Origin of the sequence: Roseateles sp. So40a (assembly GCF_048081605.1) — a bacterium.
Taxonomy (GTDB): Bacteria; Pseudomonadota; Gammaproteobacteria; order Burkholderiales; family Burkholderiaceae_C; genus Roseateles.
On sequence record NZ_CP182288.1, the window covers coordinates 1,835,862 to 1,861,508 of the forward strand.

23 protein-coding genes are annotated in these 25,647 nt (G+C 68.8%); 12 read left to right on the plus strand and 11 right to left on the minus strand.

Annotation, left to right across the window (positions count from 1 at the left end):
• Nucleotides 1-7: 7 nt before the first annotated feature.
• On the minus strand, nucleotides 8-1,957 hold the full coding sequence (gene mnmC, locus ACNI65_RS08425; RefSeq protein ID WP_416762369.1) for an FAD-dependent 5-carboxymethylaminomethyl-2-thiouridine(34) oxidoreductase MnmC: 1,950 nt from the start codon (nucleotides 1,955-1,957) through the stop codon (nucleotides 8-10).
• 120 nt (nucleotides 1,958-2,077) lie between these two features.
• Nucleotides 2,078-3,649 (minus strand): DEAD/DEAH box helicase, encoded by a 1,572-nt coding sequence (locus tag ACNI65_RS08430; protein ID WP_416762370.1) that lies wholly within the window; start codon nucleotides 3,647-3,649, stop codon nucleotides 2,078-2,080.
• A gap of 442 nt (nucleotides 3,650-4,091) precedes the next feature.
• On the opposite strand from ACNI65_RS08430, the gene ACNI65_RS08435 reads away from it, so the two are divergent.
• The gene (locus ACNI65_RS08435) at nucleotides 4,092-4,799 is read left to right on the plus strand and encodes a winged helix-turn-helix domain-containing protein (RefSeq protein ID WP_416762371.1); all 708 of its coding nucleotides are present in this window, start codon (nucleotides 4,092-4,094) and stop codon (nucleotides 4,797-4,799) included.
• 63 nt (nucleotides 4,800-4,862) lie between these two features.
• Here ACNI65_RS08435 and ACNI65_RS08440 read toward each other — a convergent pair whose 3' ends face one another.
• A complete protein-coding gene (locus tag ACNI65_RS08440) occupies nucleotides 4,863-6,410 on the minus strand; it encodes an ABC transporter substrate-binding protein (protein ID WP_416763590.1) in 1,548 nt (515 codons plus the stop codon).
• A gap of 281 nt (nucleotides 6,411-6,691) precedes the next feature.
• On the opposite strand from ACNI65_RS08440, the gene ettA reads away from it, so the two are divergent.
• The 4 genes from ettA (at nucleotide 6,692) to ACNI65_RS08460 (ending at nucleotide 11,591) form a co-directional block, all read left to right on the plus strand.
• Entirely contained in the window at nucleotides 6,692-8,356 is a 1,665-nt protein-coding gene (gene ettA, locus ACNI65_RS08445; RefSeq protein WP_416762373.1) for an energy-dependent translational throttle protein EttA, read from the plus strand.
• Between the two features lie 288 nt (nucleotides 8,357-8,644).
• Nucleotides 8,645-9,229 (plus strand): Spy/CpxP family protein refolding chaperone, encoded by a 585-nt coding sequence (locus ACNI65_RS08450; protein WP_416762375.1) that lies wholly within the window; start codon nucleotides 8,645-8,647, stop codon nucleotides 9,227-9,229.
• A 94-nt stretch (nucleotides 9,230-9,323) separates the two neighbouring features.
• On the plus strand, nucleotides 9,324-10,037 hold the full coding sequence (locus ACNI65_RS08455) for a response regulator (protein ID WP_416763591.1): 714 nt from the start codon (nucleotides 9,324-9,326) through the stop codon (nucleotides 10,035-10,037).
• On the plus strand, nucleotides 10,038-11,591 hold the full coding sequence (locus ACNI65_RS08460; protein WP_416762377.1) for a HAMP domain-containing sensor histidine kinase: 1,554 nt from the start codon (nucleotides 10,038-10,040) through the stop codon (nucleotides 11,589-11,591).
• 158 nt (nucleotides 11,592-11,749) lie between these two features.
• Here the strand turns inward: ACNI65_RS08460 and ACNI65_RS08465 are convergent, their stop codons facing one another.
• From ACNI65_RS08465 to trpS, 3 genes are read right to left on the minus strand one after another with little or no spacing between them, the layout of a single operon-like run.
• Nucleotides 11,750-13,138, minus strand: coding sequence for an MATE family efflux transporter (locus ACNI65_RS08465; protein ID WP_416762378.1), 1,389 nt, complete (start codon nucleotides 13,136-13,138; stop codon nucleotides 11,750-11,752).
• Nucleotides 13,135-13,635: a DUF3717 domain-containing protein gene (locus ACNI65_RS08470; protein WP_416762379.1), complete on the minus strand. Its 501-nt coding sequence runs from the start codon at nucleotides 13,633-13,635 to the stop codon at nucleotides 13,135-13,137. The genes ACNI65_RS08465 and ACNI65_RS08470 overlap by 4 nt, the downstream gene beginning before the upstream one ends.
• A gap of 10 nt (nucleotides 13,636-13,645) precedes the next feature.
• Entirely contained in the window at nucleotides 13,646-14,662 is a 1,017-nt protein-coding gene (trpS, locus tag ACNI65_RS08475; RefSeq protein ID WP_416762380.1) for a tryptophan--tRNA ligase, read from the minus strand.
• Between the two features lie 142 nt (nucleotides 14,663-14,804).
• Between trpS and purN the strand changes: the two genes are divergently transcribed.
• Nucleotides 14,805-15,443 carry a phosphoribosylglycinamide formyltransferase gene (purN, locus tag ACNI65_RS08480; RefSeq protein WP_416762381.1) on the plus strand — a complete coding sequence of 213 codons (639 nt, stop codon included), beginning with the start codon at nucleotides 14,805-14,807 and terminating at the stop codon, nucleotides 15,441-15,443.
• Nucleotides 15,444-15,489: 46 nt separating this feature from the next.
• On the opposite strand, the gene ACNI65_RS08485 is transcribed toward purN, so the two are convergent.
• The gene (locus tag ACNI65_RS08485; RefSeq protein ID WP_416762382.1) at nucleotides 15,490-16,140 is read right to left on the minus strand and encodes a DUF1345 domain-containing protein; all 651 of its coding nucleotides are present in this window, start codon (nucleotides 16,138-16,140) and stop codon (nucleotides 15,490-15,492) included.
• A gap of 29 nt (nucleotides 16,141-16,169) precedes the next feature.
• Nucleotides 16,170-16,385 carry a DUF1653 domain-containing protein gene (locus ACNI65_RS08490; protein WP_416763592.1) on the minus strand — a complete coding sequence of 72 codons (216 nt, stop codon included), beginning with the start codon at nucleotides 16,383-16,385 and terminating at the stop codon, nucleotides 16,170-16,172.
• A gap of 129 nt (nucleotides 16,386-16,514) precedes the next feature.
• Here ACNI65_RS08490 and ACNI65_RS08495 point away from each other — a divergent pair, with 129 nt between their 5' ends.
• The 3 genes from ACNI65_RS08495 (at nucleotide 16,515) to ACNI65_RS08505 (ending at nucleotide 19,946) form a co-directional block, all read left to right on the plus strand.
• Entirely contained in the window at nucleotides 16,515-17,783 is a 1,269-nt protein-coding gene (locus ACNI65_RS08495; RefSeq protein WP_416762383.1) for an RsmB/NOP family class I SAM-dependent RNA methyltransferase, read from the plus strand.
• Between the two features lie 278 nt (nucleotides 17,784-18,061).
• Nucleotides 18,062-19,273 (plus strand): fatty acid desaturase, encoded by a 1,212-nt coding sequence (locus ACNI65_RS08500; RefSeq protein ID WP_416762384.1) that lies wholly within the window; start codon nucleotides 18,062-18,064, stop codon nucleotides 19,271-19,273.
• A 151-nt stretch (nucleotides 19,274-19,424) separates the two neighbouring features.
• Nucleotides 19,425-19,946 (plus strand): DUF3016 domain-containing protein, encoded by a 522-nt coding sequence (locus ACNI65_RS08505; RefSeq protein WP_416762385.1) that lies wholly within the window; start codon nucleotides 19,425-19,427, stop codon nucleotides 19,944-19,946.
• A gap of 150 nt (nucleotides 19,947-20,096) precedes the next feature.
• Here the strand turns inward: ACNI65_RS08505 and rpmG are convergent, their stop codons facing one another.
• From rpmG to trxB, 3 genes are all read right to left on the minus strand, one after another.
• Nucleotides 20,097-20,267 (minus strand): 50S ribosomal protein L33, encoded by a 171-nt coding sequence (gene rpmG / locus ACNI65_RS08510; protein ID WP_058934741.1) that lies wholly within the window; start codon nucleotides 20,265-20,267, stop codon nucleotides 20,097-20,099.
• A gap of 22 nt (nucleotides 20,268-20,289) precedes the next feature.
• Nucleotides 20,290-20,523, minus strand: a complete 234-nt coding sequence (gene rpmB / locus ACNI65_RS08515) for a 50S ribosomal protein L28 (protein WP_022979438.1) — start codon at nucleotides 20,521-20,523, stop codon at nucleotides 20,290-20,292.
• 217 nt (nucleotides 20,524-20,740) lie between these two features.
• Nucleotides 20,741-21,700, minus strand: coding sequence for a thioredoxin-disulfide reductase (gene trxB, locus ACNI65_RS08520; RefSeq protein ID WP_416762387.1), 960 nt, complete (start codon nucleotides 21,698-21,700; stop codon nucleotides 20,741-20,743).
• A gap of 181 nt (nucleotides 21,701-21,881) precedes the next feature.
• Here trxB and ACNI65_RS08525 point away from each other — a divergent pair, with 181 nt between their 5' ends.
• From ACNI65_RS08525 to lolA, 3 genes are all read left to right on the plus strand, one after another.
• A complete protein-coding gene (locus ACNI65_RS08525; protein WP_067067043.1) occupies nucleotides 21,882-22,550 on the plus strand; it encodes a Crp/Fnr family transcriptional regulator in 669 nt (222 codons plus the stop codon).
• 73 nt (nucleotides 22,551-22,623) lie between these two features.
• Nucleotides 22,624-24,999: a DNA translocase FtsK gene (locus tag ACNI65_RS08530; protein ID WP_416762388.1), complete on the plus strand. Its 2,376-nt coding sequence runs from the start codon at nucleotides 22,624-22,626 to the stop codon at nucleotides 24,997-24,999.
• Nucleotide 25,000: 1 nt separating this feature from the next.
• Nucleotides 25,001-25,627: an outer membrane lipoprotein chaperone LolA gene (gene lolA / locus ACNI65_RS08535; RefSeq protein ID WP_416762390.1), complete on the plus strand. Its 627-nt coding sequence runs from the start codon at nucleotides 25,001-25,003 to the stop codon at nucleotides 25,625-25,627.
• The last annotated feature ends 20 nt before the right edge of the window (nucleotides 25,628-25,647 follow it).

Here is a 25,647-nt window from a genome sequence, read left to right on the forward strand (position 1 = left end):
GTTGCCCTCAGCCCTGGCTTCGCCGCTGCTTCGCGCCAAAACGCGCCGGGTCGATCGCGTCGGCGAGGCTGCTTTCCACCGGCCAGGGCGCCCCGGTCAACTGCGCGGTGATCAGCTCGGCGCACAAGGTCGCCGACGTGATGCCGCGTGACCCCAGCGCGCCCAGCACCATCAGACCGGGATGGCGCGGCCAGAAGCGGACCTGTTCCGCCCGTTGCGCAGGCGCCTGCGCGGGCAGGGCGCCCACGAGGGGAAGCCGGTCCGGCACCAGGCTGCGCCAGCCGACGCGACCCGCCAACGGCGGGGCGATGAGATCCGCGGGGCCGTCTGGCAGCAGCTCTGCGAGCCGCGCCAGGTTCTGCGCCTGATCGGCGGCGCGCAGCTCCGGATCAAGGTCGCCTGCATCGGCGCTGGCGCCGAAGCACATCGAGCCGTCCGGCAGGCTCAGCGCGTAACCCAGCCCGGCCACCGGCGTCGACAGACGGCCGGGCGCCAACGTGGCGCTCAAGGTGCTCAACTGTCCGCGTTGCGAGATCCAGGGCCACTCGACGTCCGCGGTCCAGCCGGCGGTGAGCGCGGCATTGGCAGTGCCGCCGCACAGCACGACCGCGTCGGCGGACGCGAGCTCCACGCCCGCCGCGTCGCGCGCGATCCATCGGCCGCCGAGCTCATCGCGCTCATCGCGCTGGAGTGCGGCGACCGGCGCGTTCAGCCGCAGCGAGAAGTCCGGATGACGCCCGGCCTCGGCCAGCCAGGCCGCCACGAGCGCCGGCGGCGACACCGCGCCGCCGCCCGGGAAGTGCCACGCGGGCCGACCCAGCGTCGCCCCGGCGAGGGCTGACGCCGCGTCGGCCGCCAACGCCTGGACGTAATCGGCGGGCAGGCCGCAGCGCGCCTGGAGCTGGCGCATGGCGTCGAGCACCTGCGCCTCGCGCTCCACGCGCAGCAGTCCCCATTGCAGCCAGGGCAGGGCGCCGGCCAGTCGACGAAGTTCTCGCTCCGTGGCGAGCGCCGCGGCGCGATTGAAGCGCGCGTGAACCCCGTCATCGGCGTGCAGCGTGCCGTGGAAGAGCCCGCCCGGATTGCCCGAGGCCTGCGACGCGGGCGTCGCGCCGGCCTCCAGCACGGTGACCCGGAGGCCTTCGCGGCTCAGCGCGCGCGCGCAGGCCGCGCCGGCCAGGCCGGCACCGATGACGAGCACGTCCCGGGGCAAGGTCGGCGGCGCCATTCGGCCCGCAGGCACCGGCGCGCGGTGGCGGGGCGCGAAGGTGGCGACCGTCGTCTGCCACTTGCCGCCCGTGCCCGGGCGTTTCTCGACCTGGAAGCCAGCGGACGTCAGCGCGTCGCGCACGCTGCGCGCCACGCTCCAGGTGGCGGCTGTCGCGCCGGGGGCGGCCAGGCGGCCGGTCTGGCGCAGCACCGACGCGTCCCACAGCTCCGGATTCTTCGCCGGCGCGAATCCGTCCAGGAAGAAGGCGTCGACCGAGGCCACGAGCTCGGGCATCCAGTCGCGTGCGTCGCCCAGCGCCAGCATCAGGCGCACACGGCCATCCTCGAAGTCCAGCGTGTGCAGGTTGGGGGTGAGCGGTGGCCACGCGTCGATCAGTTGGCGCGCCAGCGCGAGTTCAGGCGAGGCCGCATGCGCCCGCGTGAGGTCCTCGCGCGTGAGCGGGTGTTTCTCGACGCTCAGGAAGACCAGGCGCTCGCAACGCGCGGGATCGTCGCGCCAGGCGGCCCAGGTTGCCAGGAAGTTGTTGCCCAGGCCGAAGCCGGTCTCGAGCACGACGAAGCGCGTGCGGCCCGCCCAGCGCCCCGGCAGGCCGTTGCCGCCCAGGAAGACGAGCCGCGCCTGCTCGAACGCGCCGAACGGGGCGTGATACCCGTCGCCGAAGTCCGGCGCGTGCGGCACGGCGCCGGAGAAGTCGACACGGGCGGGAACGATGGGGGCAGTCTTCATCGAGGCGGTCAGGCAGGCGGGTGCCGGGGATCGTCGGAAGTATCGGGGAGCCGCAAACGAAAACGGCGCCCGCGAGGGCGCCGTTTCAGCAAGCCTTGGAAGGCGGGCTCAGGCTCAGGCTCAGGACGTCGACTTCGGACGCGTCAGCGCCGAGCCGCCGGCTGGGCGGTTGCCCTGGCTGCCGTGACGGCTGCCCTGGCCTTGGCCCTGACCTTGCCGCTGACCGCCGCCGGCGTTCTGGGCCTGACGTTGACCCTGACCTTGGCCTTGACCGCCGCCGCCTTGACCCTGGCGCTGACCGCCTTGCGAGCCGCCGCCGGAGCGTTGACCGCCCTGGCCGCCATGCGCGCCTTGCGAGGGGCGGCCTTGACCGCCGCCTTGCGGACGACCCTGGCCCTGGCCTTGCGGACGGCCACCGCCGCCGCCACCACGACGACCACCGCCGCCGCCGCCGCCGCCGCCCGCCGGACGCGGCGAGCCGGAGGACTTGCCCAGACCGCCGTTGAGCACCATGCGGCCCATCACGATGGGCTCGGCCTTGGCGTTCGGATCGGGTTCGAAGCCCGGCACGATTTCGCGCGGGATCTCGCGCTTGATCAGTTTCTGGATGTCGCGCAGGAAACCTTCCTCGTCGATGCACACCAGCGACAGCGCTTCACCCTGCGCGCCCGCGCGGCCGGTACGGCCGATGCGGTGCACGTAGTCCTCGGCCACGTTGGGCAGCTCGTAGTTGATGACGTGCGGCAGCTGGTCGATGTCGATGCCGCGCGCGGCGATGTCGGTCGCCACCAGCACCTTCAGGTCGCCGCTCTTGAACTCGGACAGCGCCTTGGTGCGGGCGCCCTGGCTCTTGTTGCCGTGGATCGCCATCGCGGTGATGCCCGACTTGTCCAGGTACTCGGCCAGGCGGTTGGCGCCGTGCTTCATCCGCGTGAACACCAGCACCTGATGCCAGTCGTGCTTGGTGATCAGGTGGGCCAGCAGTTCCTTCTTCTTGTCGCGGTCCACCGGGTGGATGCGCTGCGCGATCGTGTCGGCGGTGGCGTTGCGGCGCGCGACCTCGATCAGGCCGGGGTTGTCCAGCAGGCGGTCGGCCAGCGCCTTGATCTCGTCGCTGAAGGTCGCCGAGAACAGCAGGCTCTGCTTCTTGGCCGGCAGCAGCGCGAGCACCTTCTTGATGTCGTGGATGAAGCCCATGTCCAGCATGCGGTCGGCTTCGTCCAGCACCAGGATCTCGACCTTGGACAGGTCCAGCGTGCCTTGCTGCGCGTGGTCGAGCAGACGGCCCGGCGTCGCCACCAGGATGTCCACGCCCTTGCGCAGCTGGCTGATCTGCGGATTCATGCCGACGCCGCCGAACATGACCATGCTGGTCAGCGGCAGGTACTTGCCGTAGGTGCGCACGCTTTCCTCGACCTGGGCGGCGAGTTCACGGGTGGGCGTCAGCACCAGCGCGCGGATCGCGGGGCGGCCCTTGGCGTCGCGCACGGGCTTGCCGGCGGACAGGCGTTCGAGGAGGGGGAGGGTGAAGCCGGCGGTCTTGCCGGTGCCGGTCTGGGCGCCGGCCAGCAGGTCGCCGCCGGTCAGGACGGCGGGAATCGCCTGGCTCTGGATGGGGGTGGGGGTCGAGTAGCCGGCATCGGCGATCGCGCGGAGCAGGGGCTGGGAGAGCCCCAATGCGTCAAAACTCATAAGCTGCTTTGTTGTGGCCCGATCGGGCTTTGTGTGTGCAGCACGCCGGCCCTTTGCAGGCCTGGCGCCAGTCTTCGGCTGCCGTGGGAGAGCGTTGAGCTCAGAAAGATGAAAGCCGCGACAAGACTGAGCCGCGGCGATCGGGCGATTGTAGCCGAGCGGGGCCTCTCGTCCGATCGAGGCGGGCATGGGGCGGCGCGCGCGGTGAAATCGTGCGCGGAGCCGGGCGATGGGCAGATCGTCTTGAATGGCCGCGGCGCGCCGGACAGCTTGTCGACAGCTCGCGGACAGCCCTCGCACAGGGTTTCTTGTCGGCGTCCGCAGCCGTGTTTCAGCGCGGTAAACCGACGGTAAAAAGGGCGGTGAGGCCCCTGCTGATCGGCCTTCAAACGAGTTTCGGGCGGCATAGTCTTGCGCCAATGTGTCCACTCGCCCTGTCGTCATGAGCGCCCCGTTTCCCGATCCCGCCGCTGGCACCCATCTGCTGCTGCTGGACCCCGACCCGCATGCGCGACTGCGATTCGCCGCGTTGATGCGGGCCTGGGGTCACCGAGTCACCGACAGCAGCGAGCCGGCCCTGCTGGACCGGGTGCCGCTGCTGCCGGTCGACCTGGCCCTGATCGACCCGAGCGACGCCCGGGAGGCGGGCTGGGGCGCGCTGACGCGTCTGCGGCAGCGGTCGCGGCTGCCGGTGATCGTGCTGCTGCAGCACGACAGCACGCTGGAGCGCGTGCTCGCGCTGGAGCGTGGGGCCGACGCGGTCGTGGCCAAGGACGGCGAGCCGCGCGAGCTGCAGGCACGGATCAAGGCGCTGTTGCGGCCGCGTGAGGGCGATCCGGCGGAGGTGCTGATGTTCGGGCGCTTCCGGCTCGAGCCGATGACGCGCCGGCTCACCGGACCCGGCGGGTTCTGCGTGGTGCTCTCGCAGAGCGAATACAAGCTGCTGCGGGCGTTCCTGGAGCGGCCGCACAGTGTGCTGCAGCGGCAGGAGCTGCTGCACCTGGCGCGCGGCGACGGGGTCACGGCGCTGGAGCGCTCCGTGGACCTGATGGTGTCGAGGCTGCGGCAGAAGCTCAACGACGATCCGAGCTCGCCGTTGATCCGCACCGTGCGGGGGATCGGCTACCTGTTCGATCCGCCGCTGCGCTGACCGAGTCCGGCACAGAGCCCTCACCCCAACCCCTCTCCCGCTCCGCGGGCGAGGGGCTCTCCGTTACTTCGCGGCGACTGACGCCCAGCGCAGTTCGAACCAGTTGTCCGGGCGGTGGATCACCGTCACGTTGGCGCGCGTGGCCCACGGGATCATCTGGCGATGCAGCGGGATCAGATGCACCTGCGCGCGGAACTCGCGCAGCGCGTCCTTGATCAGCGCCTCGCGCTTCTTCGGATCCGCTTCCTCGCTCGACGCCGCGGCGAGCGCGTCGAACTTGTCGTCCTTCCAGTTGCCGAAGTTGTACTGGCCCACCGACTTCTCACCCCGGTTGCGCATCAGCGGCGTCAGCGCCGTTTCCGCGTCGGTGATGCTGCCGCCCCAGCCGTACAGGTAGAGGCTGGTGTCAAGCTTCTCCAGCTTGGGGAACATCAGCACGCGCGGCTGCGCGTTCACGTTGACCTTCACCTTGAGCTGCGCCCACATCGACGCCAGCGCCAGGCAGATGCGCTCGTCGTTGATGTAGCGGTTGTTGGTGCAGTCCAGCGTGACCTCGAAGCCGCTCGCGTACCCCGCGTCGGCCATGAGCTTGCGCGCGGCGGCCAGGTCGAAGGGCAGCCGGGTCTCGAGCTGCGCGTCGCTGAACGCGCCCAGCGGGGAGGGCGTCAGGCCGCCGGTGGGCAGGCTCAGGCCGTTCATCAGCTTCGTGCGCAGCGCCTGGATGTCGATCGCCTGGTACAGCGCCTGACGCACGCGCAGGTCCTTGAACGGGTTCTTGTCGCCGGGCACCTTCGCGTACAGCAGCTTGTCGCGCGCCTGGTCCATGCCGATGAACACGATGCGGTTCTCCGGCCCCTCCTGCACCTTCACCTGCGGCGTCTGCTTGAGCCGGGGAATGTCGCGCGGTGACGGGTCCAGCACGAAGTCGATCTCGCCCGAGACCAGCGCCGCCAGGCGCGTGGCGTCGTTGGCGATCGGCGTGTAGACCGCGTCCTGCACGTTGCCGTCGAACTTGCCCCACCACGCCGGATTGCGCTTGAACGCGGTGCGGATGCCCGGCTCGCGGGCGGTCATCAGGTACGGGCCGGTCCCGTTCGAATGCGTCGCGGCGTAGGTCTCCTGCTTGTCCTTGAAGTTCTGCGGCTTGACGACGTTGTGCTGCTCGCACCAGCGCTTGCTCATGATGAACAGCGTGTCCAGGTGCTGCAGGAAGATCGGATTGACCTTCTCGAGCTGGAACTCGACCGTGAAGTCGTCGATCTTGCGCGGCGTGCCCACGGCCTGCGCGTAGACGCTGATCTGCGAATAGGGGTCCTTGGCGCGGTTGACCGAGAACACGACGTCGTCCGCGGTGAACGGCGTGCCGTCCTGGAACTTCACGCCCTGGCGCAGCTTGAGCCGCCACAGCGTGGGCTTGATCTGCGTCCATTCGGTGGCCAGGCCCGGCACCAGGTTGAGCTGGCGATCGCGCGAGACCAGGCGCTCGTAGACCTGGCCGTTCATCGCGTTGGTGACGATCTCGTTCTGCGCATGCGGGTCGGCGGTCTGCATGTCGCCCTGGCTGGCCCAGCGCAGCGTCTGCGCCTGCGCGGCGCCGGGGAGCAGCACCATCGACGCGCCGATCACGCCGTAGGCGCCGAGCACGCCGACCGCGGCCAATGCGCGCAAGCGAACAGAGAAGGGGCGGGGCAGCAGGGTGGTCATCACGGGAGCGATCTATGGAGCGGCATGGGCGGTCGAGTTTAGGGTCAGGGGCATAAGCTGCGACAATGCACGCCTATTGCCCGGGCGACTCACCGCCCTGGCACGCCCCGCCCGCGGGATCGATCCTCGATCACACGCGGCCCGCGGGCCCTCCAGGTCAACCCACGAAACGCTGAAGAACCATCGCCATGGCTCAATACGTCTTTTCGATGAACCGCGTCAACAAGACGGTTCCTCCCAAGCGCCACATCCTCAAGAACATCTCGCTGTCCTTCTTCCCCGGCGCCAAGATCGGCGTGCTGGGTCTGAACGGCTCGGGCAAGTCCACGCTGCTGAAGATCATGGCCGGCGTCGACAAGGAGATCGAAGGCGAAGCCGTGCCGATGCCCGGCATCAAGATCGGCTACCTGGAGCAGGAGCCCAAGCTGAATCCCGACCAGACCGTGCGTGAGGCGGTCGAGGAAGGCATCGGCGGCGTGCTGGCCGCCAAGAAGCGCCTGGACGAGGTCTACGCCGCCTACGCGGAAGAGAACGCCGACTTCGACGCGCTGGCCGCCGAGCAGGGCGAGCTCGAAGCCATCATCGCCGCGGCCGGTTCGGAGAACACCGACCTGCAGCTGGAACTGGCCGCCGACGCGCTGAACCTGCCGCCCTGGGACGCCAACATCGGCGTGCTGTCCGGTGGTGAGAAGCGCCGCGTGGCGCTGTGCCGCCTGCTGCTGTCCAAGCCCGACATGCTGCTGCTCGACGAACCCACCAACCACTTGGACGCTGAATCGGTCGAGTGGCTGGAGCAGTTCCTGCAGCGCTTCCCCGGCACCGTGGTGGCCATCACCCACGATCGCTACTTCCTGGACAACGCCGCCGAGTGGATTCTTGAACTCGACCGTGGCCATGGCATCCCCTGGAAGGGCAACTATTCCGACTGGCTGGACCAGAAGGAACGCCGCCTGGAGCAGGAGCAGAAGTCCGAGGACGCCCGCGCCAAGGCGATGAAGGAAGAACTCAAGTGGGTGCGCTCGAACGCGAAAGGCCGTCAGGCCAAGAGCAAGGCGCGTCTGGCCCGCTTCGAGGAACTGAGCGACGTCGAATACCAGAAGCGCAACGAGACCAACGAGATCTTCATCCCGGTCGCCGAGCGCCTGGGCAATGAGGTCATCGAGTTCGAGGGCGTGACCAAGTCCTTCGGCGACCGCGTGCTGATCGACAACCTGTCGTTCAAGGTCCCGGCCGGCGCGATCGTCGGCATCATCGGCCCGAACGGCGCCGGCAAGTCCACGCTGTTCCGCATGATCCAGGGCGTCGAGCAGCCGGATTCGGGCACGGTCAAGATCGGCAAGACGGCCAAGCTGGCCTTCGTCGACCAGAGCCGTCAGAGCCTGGACGCGAGCAAGACGGTCTGGGAAGACGTCTCGGGCGGTCTGGACAACATCATCGTGGGCAAGTTCGTGATGCCCTCGCGCGCCTACATCGGCCGCTTCAACTTCAAGGGCAACGATCAGCAGAAGCTGGTCGGCTCGCTGTCGGGCGGTGAGCGCGGCCGTCTGCACCTGGCCAAGACGCTGGCGCAGGGCGGCAACGTGCTGATGCTCGACGAACCGTCGAACGACCTGGACGTCGAAACCCTGCGCGCGCTGGAAGAGGCGCTGCTGGAGTTCGCCGGCTCGGCGATGGTGATCTCCCACGATCGCTGGTTCCTGGACCGGATCTGCACGCACATCCTGGCCTGCGAAGGTGACTCGCAGTGGTTCTTCTTCGACGGCAACTTCCACGAGTACGAAGCCGACAAGAAGAAGCGCCTCGGTGAAGAAGGCGCGCGGCCGAAACGCGTGCGTTTCAAGCCCATTACGTAACCTCCGCGGTCCCGCTTCGGGCGCCCCACGTCGTTGCAGATCCTCGCCATAGCTGGGCTATGGCTCCGGTCTGCGCCTAGCGCTGCATCCCGAATCGGAGCCTCGGCGGTCACGTAATGCCGAGCGTTGTGGTGACCGCAAACGCCTGCAGGTCCTCGTTTTCAAGAGGGCGTGCGGGCGTTTTTCATTGGGCTCGATTCATTTCACGAATCTTTACGGGAGGCCCACGGCCAATTGACGCGCGCCGCCGACGATCTCCTCACCCCACAACACGTTGGAGATCCCGAGATGGTCAACCGCATTACCCGACCCCTCTCCCTGTTGGCCCTGGCCGCGAGCCTCGGCTTTGCCGCCCTCTCCGCGCAGGCCCAGCCCGCGCCCGGCGACGCGCCCCCGCCGCCCCCGCACATGCACCGCGGCGGTCCGGACTTCGGCGGCCCCGGCTTCGGCCCCATGGGCCCGATGCACGGCAAGCTGCTCAAGGACGCCGGCGTCACCGACGCCCAGCAAGCCCAGATCAAGCAGATCTTCGAGGCCGCCCACAAGGACCTGAAGTCCCAGCGCAACTCGGAACGCCAGCTGCATGAGCGCATGCAGGCGCTGTTCACCGCGCCCACCGTCGACGCCAACGCCGTCGAGCAGGTCCGCCAGCAACTGCACGCAGCCCACGATGTCTCGTCCAAGCGCATCACGCTGGCGATGATCGACGCCTCGCGTGTCCTGACCCCCGAGCAGCGCGCCAAGATCGCCGAGCTGAAGAACCAGCAGCGCGAGAAGATGAAGGAACGCATGAAGGATCGGGCGCAACGCGGCAAGGACCGCCGCGCGGCCGATCAGAACAACCCCGTTCCGAAGCCTTTCACTGACCGCTGAACGCAGGAGGCCGGCTATGCTCCAGTCTTTCGATGAGTCCGCGGCGCGCGGCCTGGCCGATCCGGCCCGGTCGGTGGCTGCCCCGCAACGCCCGATGAACCCACGACTGCTCCTGATCGACGACGACGCCCGGCTCACCGCCATGCTGGGCGACTACCTCAGCAGCGCCGGCTTCGATGTCAGCTTCGCCGGATCCCTCGCGCAAGGCCGCTCCGAACTGGAGGCCGGCCAGTTCGAGCTGCTGGTGCTGGACCTGATGCTGCCCGATGGCGACGGCCTCGAGTTCTGCCGCCAGCTGCGCGGCGACAAGCGTTGGCGCCGCCTGCCGGTGCTGATGCTGTCCGCCCGCGGCGAGCCGATGGACCGCATCCTGGGCCTGGAGCTCGGCGCCGACGACTACCTGCCCAAGCCCTTCGAGCCCCGGGAGCTGCAAGCCCGCGTGAAGGCGCTGCTGCGCCGCACCGAGCCGCAGGCCATGGGCGACGAGGTGCTTCGCTTCGGCCGCCTGGAGATCGACCTGGCCGCGCGCCAGGTGCGCCTGGACGGCAATGCCTGCGACCTCACCAGCCATCAGTTCGACCTGCTGGTCGTGCTGGCGCAGAGCCCGGGCCGGGTGCTGTCGCGCGACCAGATCATGGATGCGCTCAAGGGCCATCCGCTGGAGGCCTTCGACCGGTCGATCGACGTGCACATCTCGCGCATCCGCTCGGTCATCGAGGACGACGCCAAGAACCCGCGGCGCGTGCTGACGGTGCGCGGCGCCGGTTATGTGTTCGCCCGCAAGCAGGATGCCGAAGGCCTCGAATAAGTGAAGTCGCTGTACCTGCGGATCTACATCACCGTCGTGGTGGTGTTGCTGGCGTTCGCGCTCGGGTCGGCCTGGTTGTTCCAGGGACGCATCGAGCAGGAACGCGGCACCTTCGAGCAAGCCGCCTCCGAGCGGCTTGTGGCGTTGGCGGTCCTGGTGCAGCGCGCGCTGCCGCCCGCCACCGCGCCCACCGACGAGCAGGCCGATGCCGTCGAGGACTGGGGTCAGCGCCTGCGCATGGCGCTGGCGCTGGAGGACTCGCGCGGCCGGCGCATCGGCGCCTCGCCGCTGTTCGAGCGCCGCGAGGACATTCCCGGTTCCCGCGTGCAGCGCATCCCGCTGGATGACGGACGTCATCTGCTGTTCCTGAGACTGGCCCGCCCGCCGGGCGCCTCGGGTCCGGTCGGGCAGGACAAGCTCGAGGCCGACGCGCGCGCCGCCAGTGGCCCGCATCGCGCGCCGCGCGAGCGCCGCGATCCGTTCATCGACGGGCCGGGGCCGCAGGACTGGCGAGGGCAGGACGGTCGCCCGCAGGAGGCGCGTGAACCCGCGCGTCGAGAAGGGCGCCACCCCGAAGCCGAGCAGATGCGTCAGCGCATGCTGGATCGCCTGGAGCAGCAGCGCCGCGAGGACGCCGCCAACGGGTCCTGGCTGCCCGGCTGGATTCCGCGTCCCAGCGGCGAGGCCCTGGCCGTGCTGCTCGCGGTGCTGTTCCTGGCCGTGTCCGGCGGTGCCTATCCGGTCGTGCGCCGGCTGACGCGCCGGCTGGAGTCGCTGAAATCCGGCGTCGAGCAGTTCGGTTCCGGCGACCTGGGCTTCCGCGTCCAGGACAACGGCAAGGACGAGGTGGCTGCGCTGGCCACCAGCTTCAACCGCGCCGCCGAGCAGATCGAGGCGCTGCTGCGGGCGCAGAAGAGCCTGCTGGCCAACGCCAGCCATGAGCTGCGCTCGCCGCTGGCCCGCCTGAAGATGGCGTTCTCGATGCTCGACGATGCCTCGCCGGCGCAGCGCGCGCGCCTGGGGCAGGAGATCAACACCAACATCGCCGAGCTCGACGCGCTGGTCGAGGAGGTGCTGCTGGCGAGCCGGCTCGAGGGCGGCGCCCAATCGCTGCGCCTGGAGCCGGTGGACCTGCTGGCCATCGCCGCCGAGTCCGCGGCGATGGGCGGCGCGGACTTGCAGGTCGAGGACGGCATCGACCGCCTGACGCTCAGCGGCGATGACCGCCTGTTGCGCCGCGCGCTGCGCAACCTGCTGGAGAACGCCAGACGGTATGGCGGGCCGGATGTCGAGCTGAAGGTGAGACGCGCCGGCAACGATCGCATCGAGCTGGCGGTGTGCGATCGCGGGCCGGGTGTGCCCGAGCCGATGCGCGAGCGCATCTTCGAGGCGTTCTTCCGGCTGCCGGGGCATGCCGAGGTGTCAGGCGGCGTCGGCCTGGGGCTGAACCTGGTCAAGCAGATCGCCACGGCCCATCACGGCACCGTGCGCTGCGATGCCCGCGAGGGCGGCGGCAGCTGCTTCGTGATCACGCTGCCGTTGACCGCGGCCTGACCCAGGACTGCACGGAGCCCTCACCCCAACCCCTCTCCCGCTTCGCGGGCGAGGGGCTTCTTGCTAGTCGCCCGGTCTCTCCGGCCCCCTCGCCCGCGGAGCGGGAGAGGGCGGGGGGTGAGGGCTCGTCGATCCCAGCGAGCCTTGCAGCCCTTGGACTAGCCTCTGATCTCCCGGCGGTGGACCATGGCCAGCAGGACGCTGAGCCCGATGGCCGCGGCGGCCAGGCCCACCGAAGCGGCGCTCCAGAACCCGCGCGCGCCCTGCATGACGGCGGGCAGCTCGATGTCATGGCTGCCGAAGGCCAGCCAGTACCCGCCGCCCAGTCCCAGTCCCCAGATCGCGAACGCGTAGATCAGCATCGGCGCGGTCGCGATGTGGTGGGCCCGCAGCACGAAGGCCGCGACCGTCTGTCCTGCGTCCGATACGTGGAACAGCCACAACCAGCCCAGCAGCGGCAGTGCGGCGGCGACGATGGCCGCGTCGTGGGTGTACAGGCCCAGCACCTGCTCGCGCAGCGAGAAGACCAGCCCGCCCAGCACGAACGCGATCGCCAGCGCGATCTCCAGCCCATGCCAGCCCAGGCGGCGCGCGGCGGCGTAGTCGCGCGCGCCCAGCGCCTGCGCCACCAGCGTGCTGCAGGCGTTGGCCTGCGACAGCGGCAGCATGAACATCATCGCCACGAGGTTGGCGCACAGCTGATGCCCCGCGACCGGCGTCGTGCCCAGCCGCGCGATGAAGATGGCCATGAAGGTGAAGCCGGTCACCTCGATCAGCACCGAGGCGCCCATCGGCACGCCCAGCTTCACCAGGCGCAGCAGCGTGTCCTTGCGCGGCCGGTGCAGCCCGGTGCCGGAGAAGCCGAAGGGCGCGTAGAACGGATCGCGCTTGAGCACGATCAGCGCGATCAGCAGCTGGCTCCACATCACGATCGCGGTGGCGATCGCGCATCCCACCGCGCCCAGCGCGGGCACCTGCAGCGGTCCCAGGCTGAAGCCGCCGATCAGCAGCATGCTCGCCGGGAACTTGAGCACCAGGCCGCCGATCTGCAGCGCCATGACCGCCTTGGGCCGCGACACCGCCGTGTTGAAGCCGCGATACGCGGTGAAGAGCAAGGCCGCCGGCAGCGCCACGCCCAGCATGCGCAGGTAGTCGCGGATCTTGGCGGCGATCTCCGGACTGACCTGCGAGATCGCGAGGAAGGGCTGCGGGAACCACAGGATCAGCTCGCCGACGACCGTCAGCGCGAGCGCCAGCCACGCGGCCTGATGCAGGCTGTCGCCGGCCTCGCTCATCCGGCGGGCGCCGAAGAGCTGCCCCGCCACCGGCGAGATCGCCAGCACCACGCCCATCAGGCCGACGAACACCGAGGTGTAGACCGCCGAACCGACCGCCAGCGCCGCGAGGTCGATCGCCGAGTGCCGCGCCACCAGCAAGGTGTCGATCGTCGAGTAGGCCAGCACGGCCAGTTGGCCGATGAACACGGGCCACGCGAGCGGCAGGATCTGCCGCAGGCTCGCGAGTCGGCCGTGGATCGCGGCGCTCAAGCGCGGTCCTTGCCGGAGGCGCGGTGCCCAGTGCCGGTGGGCTCATCGGGGACAGGGGCGCCCGGGTCGGCCTGCCCGGGCTGCCCGGACTGACGCCGCTCGATGGCCCGTTCCGCGTAGCGGTTGAACCGCCATGCCGTGCCCTCAAGCGTGATGCGCCGCCAAGTCGCACGCTTCTCGCCGGGCGTGAGCACCGGCCAGTTCTGGACCTCGTCGAAGCTGCGTCCGCAGCCCTTGCAGAGCTCGTCGCCCTGGCTCGTGGAGCAGATGGCGATGCAGGGCGCGTCGGGCGTCGTGTCGTACCAGCGCAGCCAGGCCGAGCGCGCGGCCTCGGGCATGCTGTCCTCGTCGCACTCGGTCTCGTGGTGGAAGACCAGCAGCGCGTAGACCTCGGCCAGCGCGCGCAGCTCCGGGCCCAGCGTCACGCCGTCGCCGGGCGCGCGATGCCGCCACCAGTTGATGGCGGATTCGATGTCGGTGATGTGGATGCCTGCCATCTGGGCCGTCTCAATAGTCGATGCCCATGGCCGCGCGCACCTCGCGCAGGGTCTTGCGGGCCACGGCGCGGGCGCGCTCGGTGCCGACCTCCACGATCCAGTGGACCTTCTTCGGATCGGCCAGCAGTTCATCGGCGCGGGCGCGCCACGGCGCCTGCTCGTCGTGGATCGCCTCGATCAGCGGCTGCTTGCAGTCCAGGCAGCCGATGGCCGCGCTGCGGCAGCCCGATTCGACCCAGGCGCGCGTGTCGCTGTCGGCGTAGACCTGGTGCAGCGACCAGACGGGGCAGCGCGTGGGCTCGCCCGGATCGCCGCGGCGCACGCGCTGCGGATCGGTGGGCATCTTGCGGATCTTCTCGGCCACGACCTCGGGGGCGTCGCGCATCGCGATCGCGTTGCCGTAGGTCTTGCTCATCTTGCGGCCGTCCAGCCCGGGCAGGCGCGAGGTCTCGGTGAGCAGCGCCTGCGGCTCGGGGAACAGCGGCGGCGACGACGGCCGGTACAGGTGGTTGAAACGCCGGGCGACCTCGCGGGTGACCTCGACGTGCGGCGCCTGGTCCTCGCCCACCGGGACGAACGCGGCCTTGTAGATCAGGATGTCGGCGGCCTGCAGCAGCGGATAGCCCAGGAAGCCGTAGGTGGCCAGCTCGCGGTTCTCCGCCACCAGGTCCTTGTAGCTGGGCATGCGCTCCAGCCAGCTCGACGGCGTGCTCATGGCCAGCAGCGTGAACAGCTCGGCGTGCTCGGGCATGCGGCTCTGGATGAACAGCGTGGCCTGCTCCGGGTCGACACCGGCGGCCAGCCAGTCCACGACCATGTCGTAGACGCTCTGCTCCAGGCCCTCGCGGTGCTGGTAATGCGTGGTCAGCGCGTGCCAGTCGGCGACGAAGAAGAAGCAGTCGTAGGCGGCCTGCAGCCTCACCCAGTTCTTCAGCGCGCCGTGGTAATGGCCCAGGTGCAGCGCGCCGGTCGGGCGCATGCCGGAGAGGACGCGCTGGCGCGGGGAGGGGATCGGATGGTCGGTCATGGCGGAGGGCTGGGGCGCTGGCCACACCGTTGGCGCGGTCCCGGGACGGGACCCGACGCGGTCCGGCGGGAGGGCGATTGTAGGGAGCCGCGGCCCCGGTGCCGGTCCGTCATGCCCATGCCCTTGGCTACACTGCCGCCCCATGAAGCACATCGTGATCCTGATCTCCGGCCGCGGCTCCAACATGGAAGCCATCGTGCAGGCCTGCGCCGCCGGCGGCTGGCCGGCCCGCATCGCCGCGGTGATCAGCAACCGGCCCGATGCCGCCGGACTCGAGTTCGCCCGAGCGCATGGCGTGCCGACCGCCGTCGTGGATCACAAGGCCTTCGGCAAGGGCGATGTGGCCCGCGCCGCCTTCGACGCCGAGCTGCAGCGCGTGATCGACGGCTTCTCGCCGGATCTGGTCGTGCTGGCCGGTTTCATGCGCATCCTGACGCCCGCGTTCACCGGGCATTACGCCGGGCGCATGCTCAACATCCACCCGTCGCTGCTGCCGGCCTTCCCGGGGCTGCACACGCACCAGCGCGCGATCGACGCGGGCTGCCGCGTGGCGGGGGCGACGGTGCACTTCGTCACCGCCGAGCTCGACCACGGCCCGATCGTGGCGCAGGCGGTGGTGCCGGTGCTGGACGGCGACGACGAGGCCGCGCTCAGCGCGCGGGTGCTCAAGCTCGAACACCGCATGTATCCGAGCGCCGTGCGCTGGTTCGTCGAGGGGCGCTTGAGCGTGGACGGCGCCCGCGTGCGCCATGCCGGCGGCGAGCCCCAGATGTTCAGCTGATCGCGCGACGCCGGGGTCGGGTCGGGCCGGGCTGGGCTGGGTTTCTTCAGCCCAGCATGCCGGCCAGGAAGTTGATCGTCAGCGCCAGCACGACGGTGTTGAAGACGAAGGCCTGCACCGCCTGCACGAGCACCAGCCGGCGGATCGGCCGGGAGCTGACCACGACGTCCGAGGTCTGCGAGGTCGCCGCCACCGTCGCGGCGAAGTACAGGAAGTCGATGTAGTCGGGGGCGTCCTCGTCGCCGGGGAACTCCAGCCCGTGAGGCGCCTTCGGCCCGCAATGGAACAGCGACGCGTAGGCCAGGCCGAACTCGACCGGCAGCAGCAGCCAGGACCCGGTCAGCGTCGCCGACGCGACCAGCAGGTGCGGCCAGGCCTGCATCAGCCCCGATTCCTTGACCTGCGCGAGCTCCAGCGCGATGGCCGCCATGCTCGCCGCGCCGCCCAGGATCGCCAGGCCCAGCACGACGTAGACGCTGTCGGCGACGGCGCGGGCCTGCTCCTCGACGTCCTCGGCATCGGTGCGGACCATGCGCCAGCCGATGAGGATCAGGTAGGTCCACACGCCCGCGCTCCAGCCCAGCAGCAGCCGGGTGTGCCAGGCGAGGTCCACCGGCCAGCAGGCGGCCAGTAGCGCGCCGGTGGCCGCCCCGATCAGCAGGCGCGGTCGGCGTTGGATCTGGTGCAGGAGCGGCATGGCGGTGCGAGGCCTCGGCAGTGGCGGCGTCAGTCGCCGATCCGCGCGAAGCGGGGCAGGGCGCGGCCGTCGATCTCGACGGTGCCGAAGAACATCGCGTAAGGGCGCACCCAGAGGCCCGAGTCGTTGTACAGCGGCGCGTACAGCACCAGGGGCTCCAGCGTCTCGCTGTGGCGCACGACGCCGCGGACTTCGTATTCGCCGCCCTTGTAATGGCGGTAGCGGCCCGGGGGCGCCTCGGGCAGCGGCGGGAGCGGATCGCCGGCGCCGTGCGCGGCCGGATCGGCACCGGACGTGGCGTGTGCGGGCTGCGGGGTGGCGAGGGGATCGGACGTGGCGTCGCTCATTCGGGAAGCGTCGGGGATAATCGGGCGATGCATCCTAATGCCCTTCTCGAACTCTGCGCCGAACTCGTGGACAGCCTGCTGCTGTTCGACAAGCCCGCCGACGCCCTCGTTTCCGACTTCTTCCGCGCCAACAAGGCCCTGGGCCAGCGCGAGCGCCACACCGTGGCCGAGACCGCCTACACCGTGCTGCGCAAGCGCGCGGTGCTGCAGCATCTGGCCCAGTCGGGCCGGGGTCCGATGTCTCGCCGGCTGGCGATCCTGGCCTGGCAGGGCAACGAGACCTTCCTGCGTGCCGCGCTCAAGGACGAGGAGCAGCACTGGCTCAAGCAGGTCGCCTCCATCGACCGCGCCAAGCTGCCCGAGAAGCTGCGCCACAACCTGCCCGACTGGCTGGTCGACCCGCTGCGCCAGCGCCTGGGCGACGAGGAGTTCTGGCAACTGGCCGAGGCGGTGAACGAGTCCGCACCGCTGGACCTGCGCGTGAACCTGCTCAAGGCCAAGCGCGAGGACGTGCAGGCCGCGCTCAAGGACAAGGGGTTCAACTCGGCGCCGACGCCGTATTCGCCCTGGGGCCTGCGCCTGGAGGGCAAGCCCGCGCTGCAGAAGCTGGACGTCTTCACCAGCGGCCAGGTCGAGGTGCAGGACGAGGGCAGCCAGTTGCTGTCGCTGCTGACCGAGGCCAAGCGCGGCGAGATGGTCGTGGACTTCTGCGCCGGTGCCGGCGGCAAGACGCTGGCGCTGGGCGCGGCGATGCGCAACACCGGCCGCCTGTACGCCTTCGACGTGTCGGGCCACCGGCTGGACAAGCTCAAGCCGCGCCTGGCGCGCAGCGGTCTGTCCAACGTCTATCCGGTCCAGATCAGCAACGAGCGCGACGAGCGCGTCAAGCGCCTCGCCGGCAAGATCGACCGGGTGCTGGTCGATGCGCCGTGCTCGGGCCTGGGCACGCTGCGCCGCAATCCCGACCTCAAGTGGCGCCAGTCGCCCAAGAGCATCGAGGAACTGCACGCCAAGCAGATCAACATCCTGAACAGCGCGTCGCGCCTGCTCAAGCCGGGTGGTCGCCTTGTGTACGCGACCTGCTCGCTGCTGGACGCGGAGAACGAGGCGGTCGCGCAGGCCTTCGCCGAGGCGCATCCCGACTTCACGCTGCTGCCCGCGCAGGACGTCCTGGCGCATGCCCAGGTCGACGCGGCCCAGGCGGCCGAGTTGTCCGACAGCGGCTACCTGCGCCTGTGGCCGCACCGCCATCACAGCGACGGCTTCTTCGCGGCGGTCTGGGAACGCAAGAAGTAAGGCCGGGCAGGGCGCGGCAGGTGGCCGCGCTCCGAAATTCTTCTGACGAACCAAATGCCTGGGCAGCGACCGCAGGAAGGCCTTGCGGTGCTTCGGTCTGCCCTGATCTGGTTCGTTCGATGAATCACGTTTCCTGGTCTTCCAGACCTGAAGCGTCAAAAGACCAGCGGGAAAGCCGGTCACATTTGGGCGATTTCTAGAGTCGCTCGCCTACAATCGTGGCTTCCTGTGGACAACTGGCTCCTCGCGAGCAGGGTTAGGACCGAATGAACGTATTGATGTCTGTGCACGACGCCGTCTTGAGTTTCCTCATCGACGGCCTCACCGGCGCCAGCTGGTGGCAGATCGTGGTCTTCACGCTGGTGGTGACGCATATCACCATCGCCGCTGTCACGATCTTCCTGCACCGCGCCCAGGCGCACCGCGCGCTGGACCTGGGCCCGATCCCGTCCCATTTCTTCCGCTTCTGGCTGTGGATGACCACGGGCATGGTGACGCGCGAGTGGGTGGCCATCCACCGCAAGCACCACGCCAAGTGCGAGACCGAGGACGATCCTCACAGCCCCGTCACCCGCGGCATCAAGACCGTGATGACGCGTGGCGCCGAGCTGTATCGCGCCGAGGCCAAGAACCAGGAGACCATCAAGAAGTTCAGCCACGGCGTGCCGGACGACTGGATGGAGCGCAATGTCTACACGAAGCGCTCGGTCTGGGGGGTGTCGCTGATGCTGATCCTGAACGTTTCGCTGTTCGGCGTGGCGGGCCTGGCGGTCTGGGCGACGCAGATGGCCTGGATCCCGATCTGGGCGGCCGGCGTCATCAACGGCGCGGGTCACTACTGGGGTTATCGCAACTTCGAGGCGACCGACGCCTCCACCAATGTGTCGCCCTGGGGCCTGATCATTGGCGGCGAGGAGCTGCACAACAACCACCACACCTACCCGACCTCGGCCAAGTTCTCGGTCAAGCCTTTCGAATTCGACATCGGCTGGGGTTACATCCGTGCCATGGAGATGATCGGCTGGGCGAAGGTGCGCAAGACCGCGCCGCAGATGAAGACCGGCGAGATCAAGGCCGTGGCGGACAAGGACACGCTGGAGGCGATCATCGCCAACCGCTACGAGGTGATGGCGCAGTACGCGCGTGGCCTGCGCAGCGCCTGCAAGGAAGAGCTGGATCGCCTGAAGGCGGCTGGCGAGCAGCATAGCGTCAAGTTCCACCAGTTCAAGCTGGCCAAGCGCTGGCTGCACCGTGACGCCGAGAAGATCCCGGCGGCCTACCAAGCGCAGCTGGACGGCGTGCGCGCCGAGAGCCCGGTGCTGGACAAGCTGGTGACCATGCGCGAAGAGCTGCGTCAGCTGTGGACCCGCACGAACGTGTCGGCTGAGCAGCTGGTGCACGATCTGCAAGCCTGGTGCCGCAAGGCCGAGGAAAGCGGCATCGCCGAGCTGAAGTCCTTCGCGATGAGCCTGCGCACCGTGCGGGCCTGATCGTCGATTCGGAGATTCCGACGTCGATCCTCGCCTGGGTGAATCGCATCACCCAGCGGCAGATGAAGGAATGCAAAGGGCGCCCCTACCGGGCGCCTTTTTTCCTGGTGGCGCCCATAATTTGTCAGGACCGTCACACAAGGAGACCGACATGAATGCCTCGACCCTGATCAAGCGCGCGACGCTGCTGGGATTGACCACGCTGAGCCTGACGGCGGTGGCGTCGGTGGCGCAGGCGCAGGCCGAAGTGAACTTCATCAAGCCGGAGACCTTCGCCGACATCGGCTGGAGCGCCCCCGATCGCGAGACCGCGATGAAGCAGCTCGAGGAGCACTTCAAGACCGTGGCAGCGCGCGAGTTGCCCGGCAAGCAGTTGAAGATCGATGTGACCGATGTCGATCTGGCGGGCGACGTGGAGCCCCGCGTTCGCGCCGACCGCATCCGCATCCTGCGCACGGTGACCATTCCCCGGATGAGCTTCTCGTACACGCTGAGCGAGAACGGCCAGGTGCTGAAGTCCGGCAAGGCGGACATCAAGGACATGGACTACCAGAACACCGCGCGCAATCGCTACTTCGAGTCGGAGCCGCTGCGCTACGAGAAGAAGATGATCGACGACTGGTTTGCCAAGACGCTGCTCAACAAGTCCGACATCGCTCGCGCCACGCCTTGAGAGCCAGCCGGCGGCGCGTCGGCTTGCCGAGGCGCTGTCGCTGCAGAAATGTCCTCGGACATGAGCCGTCGGAAATGAAAAAACCCGCCGTGAGGCGGGTTCTTGCTTGCAAGGTGAGGGCGCTGCCGGAGCCGCGGCCTCCCAGCTGAATCACTTCAGCTTGGTTTCCTTGTACAGCACGTGCTTGCGTGCCTTGGGGTCGAACTTCATGAATTCCAGCTTTTCGGGCGTGGTCTTCTTGTTCTTGTTGGTGGTGTAGAAATGACCGGTGCCGGCAGTGGATTCCAGCTTGATCTTCTCGCGTCCGCCTTTGGATGCCATGGTGTCGCTCCTGGTTCAGTGATTAGGCTTGACCGCGCGCGCGCAGGTCGGCCAGCACGGCGTCGATGCCCTTCTTGTCGATCAGACGCAGCGCGGCGTTGCTGATGCGCAGACGGACCCAGCGGTTCTCGCTTTCGACCCAGAAACGGCGGTATTGCAGGTTCGGGAGGAACCGGCGCTTGGTTTTGTTGTTGGCGTGGGAAACATTGTTTCCGACCATGGGCTTCTTGCCCGTGACTTCGCAGACGCGTGCCATGTGGACACTCCGATACTTGTCATCCGGCGACCATCCCAATCGGCCCGACCTGGCTGTCGGATCGCGGGTGGCGGCCTCACCTCGCCATAGGGTGGCGGTATCCCATCTTCCCCGCGTCGAGATCCTTCACAGGTTGTCGGCGCAGGAAAAACGTCGAGTGTAGCAGAAACAGACCGGCCCGCGCAAAGGCGGGCCGGTCAGGAGGCGCAAGGGGCGGTCAGTCCGCGGCCTGCTCCAGGAAGCGCTGCGCGTCGAGCGCGGCCATGCAGCCGGTGCCGGCGCTGGTGATGGCCTGGCGATAGACATGGTCCTGCACGTCGCCGGCGGCGAACACGCCCGGCACGCTGGTCATCGTCGCGAAGCCTTCCAGGCCGCTCTTCGTGCGGATGTAGCCGTCCTTCATCTCCAGTTGTCCCTGGAAGATGTCGGTGTTGGGCTTGTGGCCGATCGCGATGAAGCAGCCCTGCAGCTTCACGTCGGTGGTCGTGCCGTCCTGCGTGCTCTTGATGCGCACGCCAGTGACGCCGGTGGCGTCGCCCAGCACCTCATCCAGCGTGTGGAACAGGTGCAGCTCGATCTTGCCGGCCTTGACCTTGTCCATCAGCTTGTCGACCAGGATGGGCTCGGCGCGGAACTTGTCGCGGCGATGGATCAGGTGGACCTTGCTGGCGATGTTGGACAGGTACAGCGCTTCCTCGACCGCGGTGTTGCCGCCGCCGACCACGCTGACTTCCTGATCGCGATAGAAGAAGCCGTCGCAGGTCGCGCAGGCGCTGACGCCGCGGCCCATGAACGATTCCTCCGACGCCAGGCCCAGGTACTGCGCCGAGGCGCCCGTGGCCAGGATCACCGTGTCGGCCGTGTACACGCCACTGTCGCCGGTCAGCGTGAACGGGCGCTTGGAGAAGTCGACGCTGTTGATGTGGTCGAAGACGATCTCGGTCTGGAAGCGCTCGGCATGCTGCTGGAAGCGCTGCATCAGTTCGGGACCTTGCACGCCCATCACGTCGGCGGGCCAGTTGTCGACCTCGGTGGTGGTCATGAGCTGACCCCCTTGCGCCATGCCGGTGACCAGCAGCGGCTTGAGGTTGGCGCGGGCCGCGTAGATGGCGGCGGTGTAGCCGGCGGGGCCGGAGCCGAGGATCAGCAGTTGGACGTGGCGGGTGGTTTGGCTCATGACGGGGCAGGTGGGGATGCGCACGTTGCGCACAAGGGTCGACAGCCTACGGCGGCCTACAGCGTTGACCCTATGAACAGCCGTGAACAAATTGGCACAATGCATCCATTCTAGGTGGCGGCTCCCTCTGCCATCCTGACAACCACGATTGACCCTAACCCCCGACAGGAGGCATCCCTTCATGGCCATGTTGTCCAATTTGGATCTGATCCGCAGGGTTCCCTTGTTCTCCCTGCTGACCGCCGACCAGGCCCAGTCCATCGCGGACAGTGTCGTCAAGCGCCGCTTCAAACGCGGCGAGTTGATCGTCGAGCAGGGCACCAAGTCCAACGCGCTCTTCATCCTGCTCAACGGCCGCGCCCGCGTGCTGACCGCCGACTCCCGCGGCCGCGAGGTCATCCTCGCGGTGTTGCAGCCGGGCGACTATGTCGGTGAGATGAGCCTCATCGACAACGAACCCCATTCGGCCACCGTGCGCGCCGAGGTCCAGACCGACATGCTGGTGCTGGGCCGCGCCGATTTCGCGCGCGGGCTGCCCGAGCCCTCGAGCCTGGCCTACGGCATCCTGCGCGGCCTGGTGGCGCGCCTGCGCAACGCCGATCGCCAGATCGAGTCGCTGGCGCTGCTGGACGTGTACGGACGCGTGGCGCGCACGCTGCTGGACATGGCCGAGGAAGAGAAGGGCGTGAAGATCATCCGCGGCAAGGTGTCGCGCCAGGACATGGCCAAGGTCGTGGGCGCGTCGCGCGAGATGGTCAGCCGCGTGATGAAGGACCTGGAGGACAAGGGCGTCATCGAGACGCTCGAGAACGGCTCCGTGGTCATCAAGGAACGTCTGCAGCACGATTGAGGCTTCAACGTTTCTTCACCTTGCGGCCGGGCCCCGCGTCTGAGACGCGGGGCGCTTGCGTCACAATCGCGGCATGAGTTTCCCCGGTTCCCTGCTGGGCGGAGGCGACGACGCCGCCCCGTCCGAGCGCCCCGCGCCGGCGCGCAAGTCCAAGAAGGCCGCGGCGGCCGCTCCGCCGCCGACGCCGCCCAGTCCGCTGCGCACGCCGCTGTGGCTGCTGCTGGGCGCGCTCGCGTGGTGCCTGGTCTTGCTGGCGATGGTCAGCCATGACCGCGCCGACGCCGCCTTCAGCACCGCCGGCAACGGCCTGCCGACGCACAACCGCGTGGGCGCGCTGGGCGCGTGGATCTCCGACCTGATGCTCTTCGGCTTCGGCTACTCGTGCTGGTGGCTGATGCTGGTGTCGCTGCGCACCTGGCTGAGCGGCCTGGCGCGGATGCTGCGCGCCGACCCGGGAGCTGCTCCCACGATCAAGGACCGGCTGCCGGCGATCGGCGGCGTGCTGCTGCTGATGGCGGCGAGCTGCGCGCTCGAATGGACGCGTCTGTATGGTTGGGAATCGCACCTGCCTGGGCACGCCGGTGGCGTGTTCGGGTACCTGCTCGGCCCGGCCAGCATGAAGCTGCTGGGCTTCGCGGGATCGGGCGTCGTGTGGATCGCGGCACTCGTGGCCGGCGTATCGCTCGCGCTGAAGTTCTCGTGGTTGCGGCTGTCCGAGCAGATCGGCACCGCGATCGAGCGCCTCATCGAGAAGCGCGAGGTCCGCCGCGAGATCGCCGAGGACAAGCGCGTGGGCAAGGAAGCCAAGCGTGAGCGCGAGGCCGTCGTCGAGGTCGAGCGTCACATCGAGGAAGAGCACCACATCCCGATCGTGATCGAGCCGCCGGTGGTGGAGGTGCCCAAGTCCACGCGCGTGATCAAGGAGCGTCAGCAGACGCTGTTCACCGATCCGACCGACGCCAAGCTGCCGCAGGTCGACCTGCTGGACGCGCCGCCGCCGCGCATCGAGACCGTCACGCCCGAGTCGCTGGAGATGACCAGCCGCATGATCGAGAAGAAGTTGAAGGACTTCGGCGTCGAGGTGCGGGTGGTGGCGGCGTCGCCCGGTCCGGTGATCACGCGCTACGAGATCGAGCCGGCCACCGGCGTGAAGGGCTCGCAGATCCTGGGCCTGGCCAAGGACCTGGCGCGCTCGCTGAGCCTGGTGTCGATCCGCGTGGTCGAGACGATTCCGGGCAAGAACTACATGGCGCTGGAGCTGCCCAACGCGCGGCGCCAGACGATCCGTCTGTCGGAGATCCTGGGCTCGCAGGTCTACGCGGATGCGTCGTCGTCGCTGACGATGGGCCTGGGCAAGGACATCGTGGGCCTGCCGGTCGTGGCCGACCTGGCCAAGATGCCGCACTGCCTGGTGGCCGGCACGACCGGCTCGGGCAAGTCGGTGGGCATCAACGCGATGATCCTGTCGCTGCTGTACAAGGCCGAGGCCCGCGACGTCCGCCTGATCCTGATCGACCCCAAGATGCTCGAGATGAGCGTCTACGAGGGCATCCCGCATCTGCTGGCACCTGTCGTGACCGACATGAAGCAGGCGGGCAACGCGTTGAACTGGTGTGTCAACGAGATGGAGCGCCGCTACAAGCTCATGTCCAAGATGGGCGTGCGCAACCTGGCGGGCTACAACAAGAAGATCACCGACGCGGCCGAGCGCGAGGAGAAGATCCCCAATCCGTTCAGCCTGACGCCGGAAGAGCCCGAGCCGCTGGATCGCCTGCCCCACATCGTCGTGGTGATCGACGAGTTGGCCGACCTCATGATGGTCGTGGGCAAGAAGATCGAGGAGCTGATCGCGCGCCTGGCCCAGAAGGCCCGTGCCGCAGGCATCCATCTGATCCTGGCCACGCAGCGTCCGTCGGTGGACGTGATCACCGGCCTGATCAAGGCCAACATCCCGACGCGGCTGTCCTTCCAGGTGTCGAGCAAGATCGACTCGCGGACCATCCTCGACCAGATGGGCGCCGAGGCGCTGCTGGGCATGGGCGACATGCTCTACATGGCCTCGGGCACCGGGCTGCCGGTGCGCGTGCACGGCGCGTTCGTCAGCGACGACGAGGTGCATCGTGTCGTCGAGTACCTGAAGGAGCAGGGCGGCGAGCCCAACTACATCGAGGGCATCCTGGAGGGTGGGGTGCTCGACGGCGACAGCGGCGGCGATGGCCTGCCCGGACTGACGGCCGGCGGCGATGGCGAATCCGACCCGATGTACGACCAGGCCGTGGCCATCGTGCTGCAGCACAAGCGGGCGTCGATCTCGCTGGTGCAGCGCCACCTGCGCATCGGCTACAACCGGGCCGCCCGATTGCTGGAGCAGATGGAGAAGTCCGGTGTCGTGTCGTCGATGGCGACCAACGGCAACCGCGACATCATCGTGCCCAAGAGAGATGAATGACATGGTCCTCCGAATCCTGACCCGCGGCGCCGCCGCGATCGTGCTGGGCGCCGCCGCCGCGGTGGCGCATGCCGACGGCATCAGCGCGCTGCAGCAGTTCGTCACCGAGGTGAAGAGCGGTCGCGCCAACTTCACGCAGACGGTGACCGCGCCGGACGGCAAGCGCAAGAAGACGACGACCGGCACCTTCGAGTTCCAGCGCCCGAACCAGTTCCGCTTCGCCTATGGCAAGCCGTCGGAACAGCTGATCGTGGCCGATGGCAAGCAGGTGTGGATCTACGACCCCGACCTGCAGCAGGCCAGCGTGCGCGCGATGGACCAGGCGCTGGGCGCGACCCCGGTGTCGCTGCTGGCGGGCGGTGACCTGGGCAAGGACTTCACGCTCAAGGCGCTGCCCGCGGCCAACGGCCTGGACTGGGTCCAGGCCACGCCCAAGCGGACCGACAACACGCTGCAGAGCCTGAAGCTCGGCTTCAAGGGCCGCGATCTGTCGGCGCTGGAGATCGTCGACGGTTTCGGCCAGCAATCGGTGATGCAGTTCAGCGCGGTGGAGCCCAACGCGAAGGTCGCGCCGGAGCGTTTCCGCTTCACGCCGCCGCCCGGGACCGACATCGCGCGCCAGCCCTGAGCGCGCCGCGTGCGTCCCGG

Bases quoted from the DNA above. Each gene is read 5' to 3' on its own strand.
- lolA (WP_416762390.1), top strand. From the start codon at position 25,001: ATGGTCCTCCGAATCCTGACCCGCGGCGCCGCCGCGATCGTGCTGGGC.
- purN (WP_416762381.1), top strand. From the start codon at position 14,805: ATGAAGCACATCGTGATCCTGATCTCCGGCCGCGGCTCCAACATGGAA.
- ACNI65_RS08495 (WP_416762383.1), top strand. From the start codon at position 16,515: ATGCATCCTAATGCCCTTCTCGAACTCTGCGCCGAACTCGTGGACAGC.
- ACNI65_RS08485 (WP_416762382.1), bottom strand. From the start codon at position 16,140: ATGCCGCTCCTGCACCAGATCCAACGCCGACCGCGCCTGCTGATCGGG.
- ACNI65_RS08435 (WP_416762371.1), top strand. From the start codon at position 4,092: ATGAGCGCCCCGTTTCCCGATCCCGCCGCTGGCACCCATCTGCTGCTG.
- ACNI65_RS08455 (WP_416763591.1), top strand. From the start codon at position 9,324: ATGAACCCACGACTGCTCCTGATCGACGACGACGCCCGGCTCACCGCC.
- ACNI65_RS08430 (WP_416762370.1), bottom strand. From the start codon at position 3,649: ATGAGTTTTGACGCATTGGGGCTCTCCCAGCCCCTGCTCCGCGCGATC.
- ACNI65_RS08500 (WP_416762384.1), top strand. From the start codon at position 18,062: ATGTCTGTGCACGACGCCGTCTTGAGTTTCCTCATCGACGGCCTCACC.
- ACNI65_RS08530 (WP_416762388.1), top strand. From the start codon at position 22,624: ATGAGTTTCCCCGGTTCCCTGCTGGGCGGAGGCGACGACGCCGCCCCG.
- ACNI65_RS08440 (WP_416763590.1), bottom strand. From the start codon at position 6,410: ATGGTGCTGCTCCCCGGCGCCGCGCAGGCGCAGACGCTGCGCTGGGCC.
- trpS (WP_416762380.1), bottom strand. From the start codon at position 14,662: ATGACCGACCATCCGATCCCCTCCCCGCGCCAGCGCGTCCTCTCCGGC.
- rpmG (WP_058934741.1), bottom strand. From the start codon at position 20,267: ATGGCATCCAAAGGCGGACGCGAGAAGATCAAGCTGGAATCCACTGCC.
- rpmB (WP_022979438.1), bottom strand. From the start codon at position 20,523: ATGGCACGCGTCTGCGAAGTCACGGGCAAGAAGCCCATGGTCGGAAAC.
- ACNI65_RS08450 (WP_416762375.1), top strand. From the start codon at position 8,645: ATGGTCAACCGCATTACCCGACCCCTCTCCCTGTTGGCCCTGGCCGCG.
- mnmC (WP_416762369.1), bottom strand. From the start codon at position 1,957: ATGAAGACTGCCCCCATCGTTCCCGCCCGTGTCGACTTCTCCGGCGCC.
- ACNI65_RS08470 (WP_416762379.1), bottom strand. From the start codon at position 13,635: ATGGCAGGCATCCACATCACCGACATCGAATCCGCCATCAACTGGTGG.
- ettA (WP_416762373.1), top strand. From the start codon at position 6,692: ATGGCTCAATACGTCTTTTCGATGAACCGCGTCAACAAGACGGTTCCT.
- ACNI65_RS08505 (WP_416762385.1), top strand. From the start codon at position 19,425: ATGAATGCCTCGACCCTGATCAAGCGCGCGACGCTGCTGGGATTGACC.
- ACNI65_RS08525 (WP_067067043.1), top strand. From the start codon at position 21,882: ATGGCCATGTTGTCCAATTTGGATCTGATCCGCAGGGTTCCCTTGTTC.
- trxB (WP_416762387.1), bottom strand. From the start codon at position 21,700: ATGAGCCAAACCACCCGCCACGTCCAACTGCTGATCCTCGGCTCCGGC.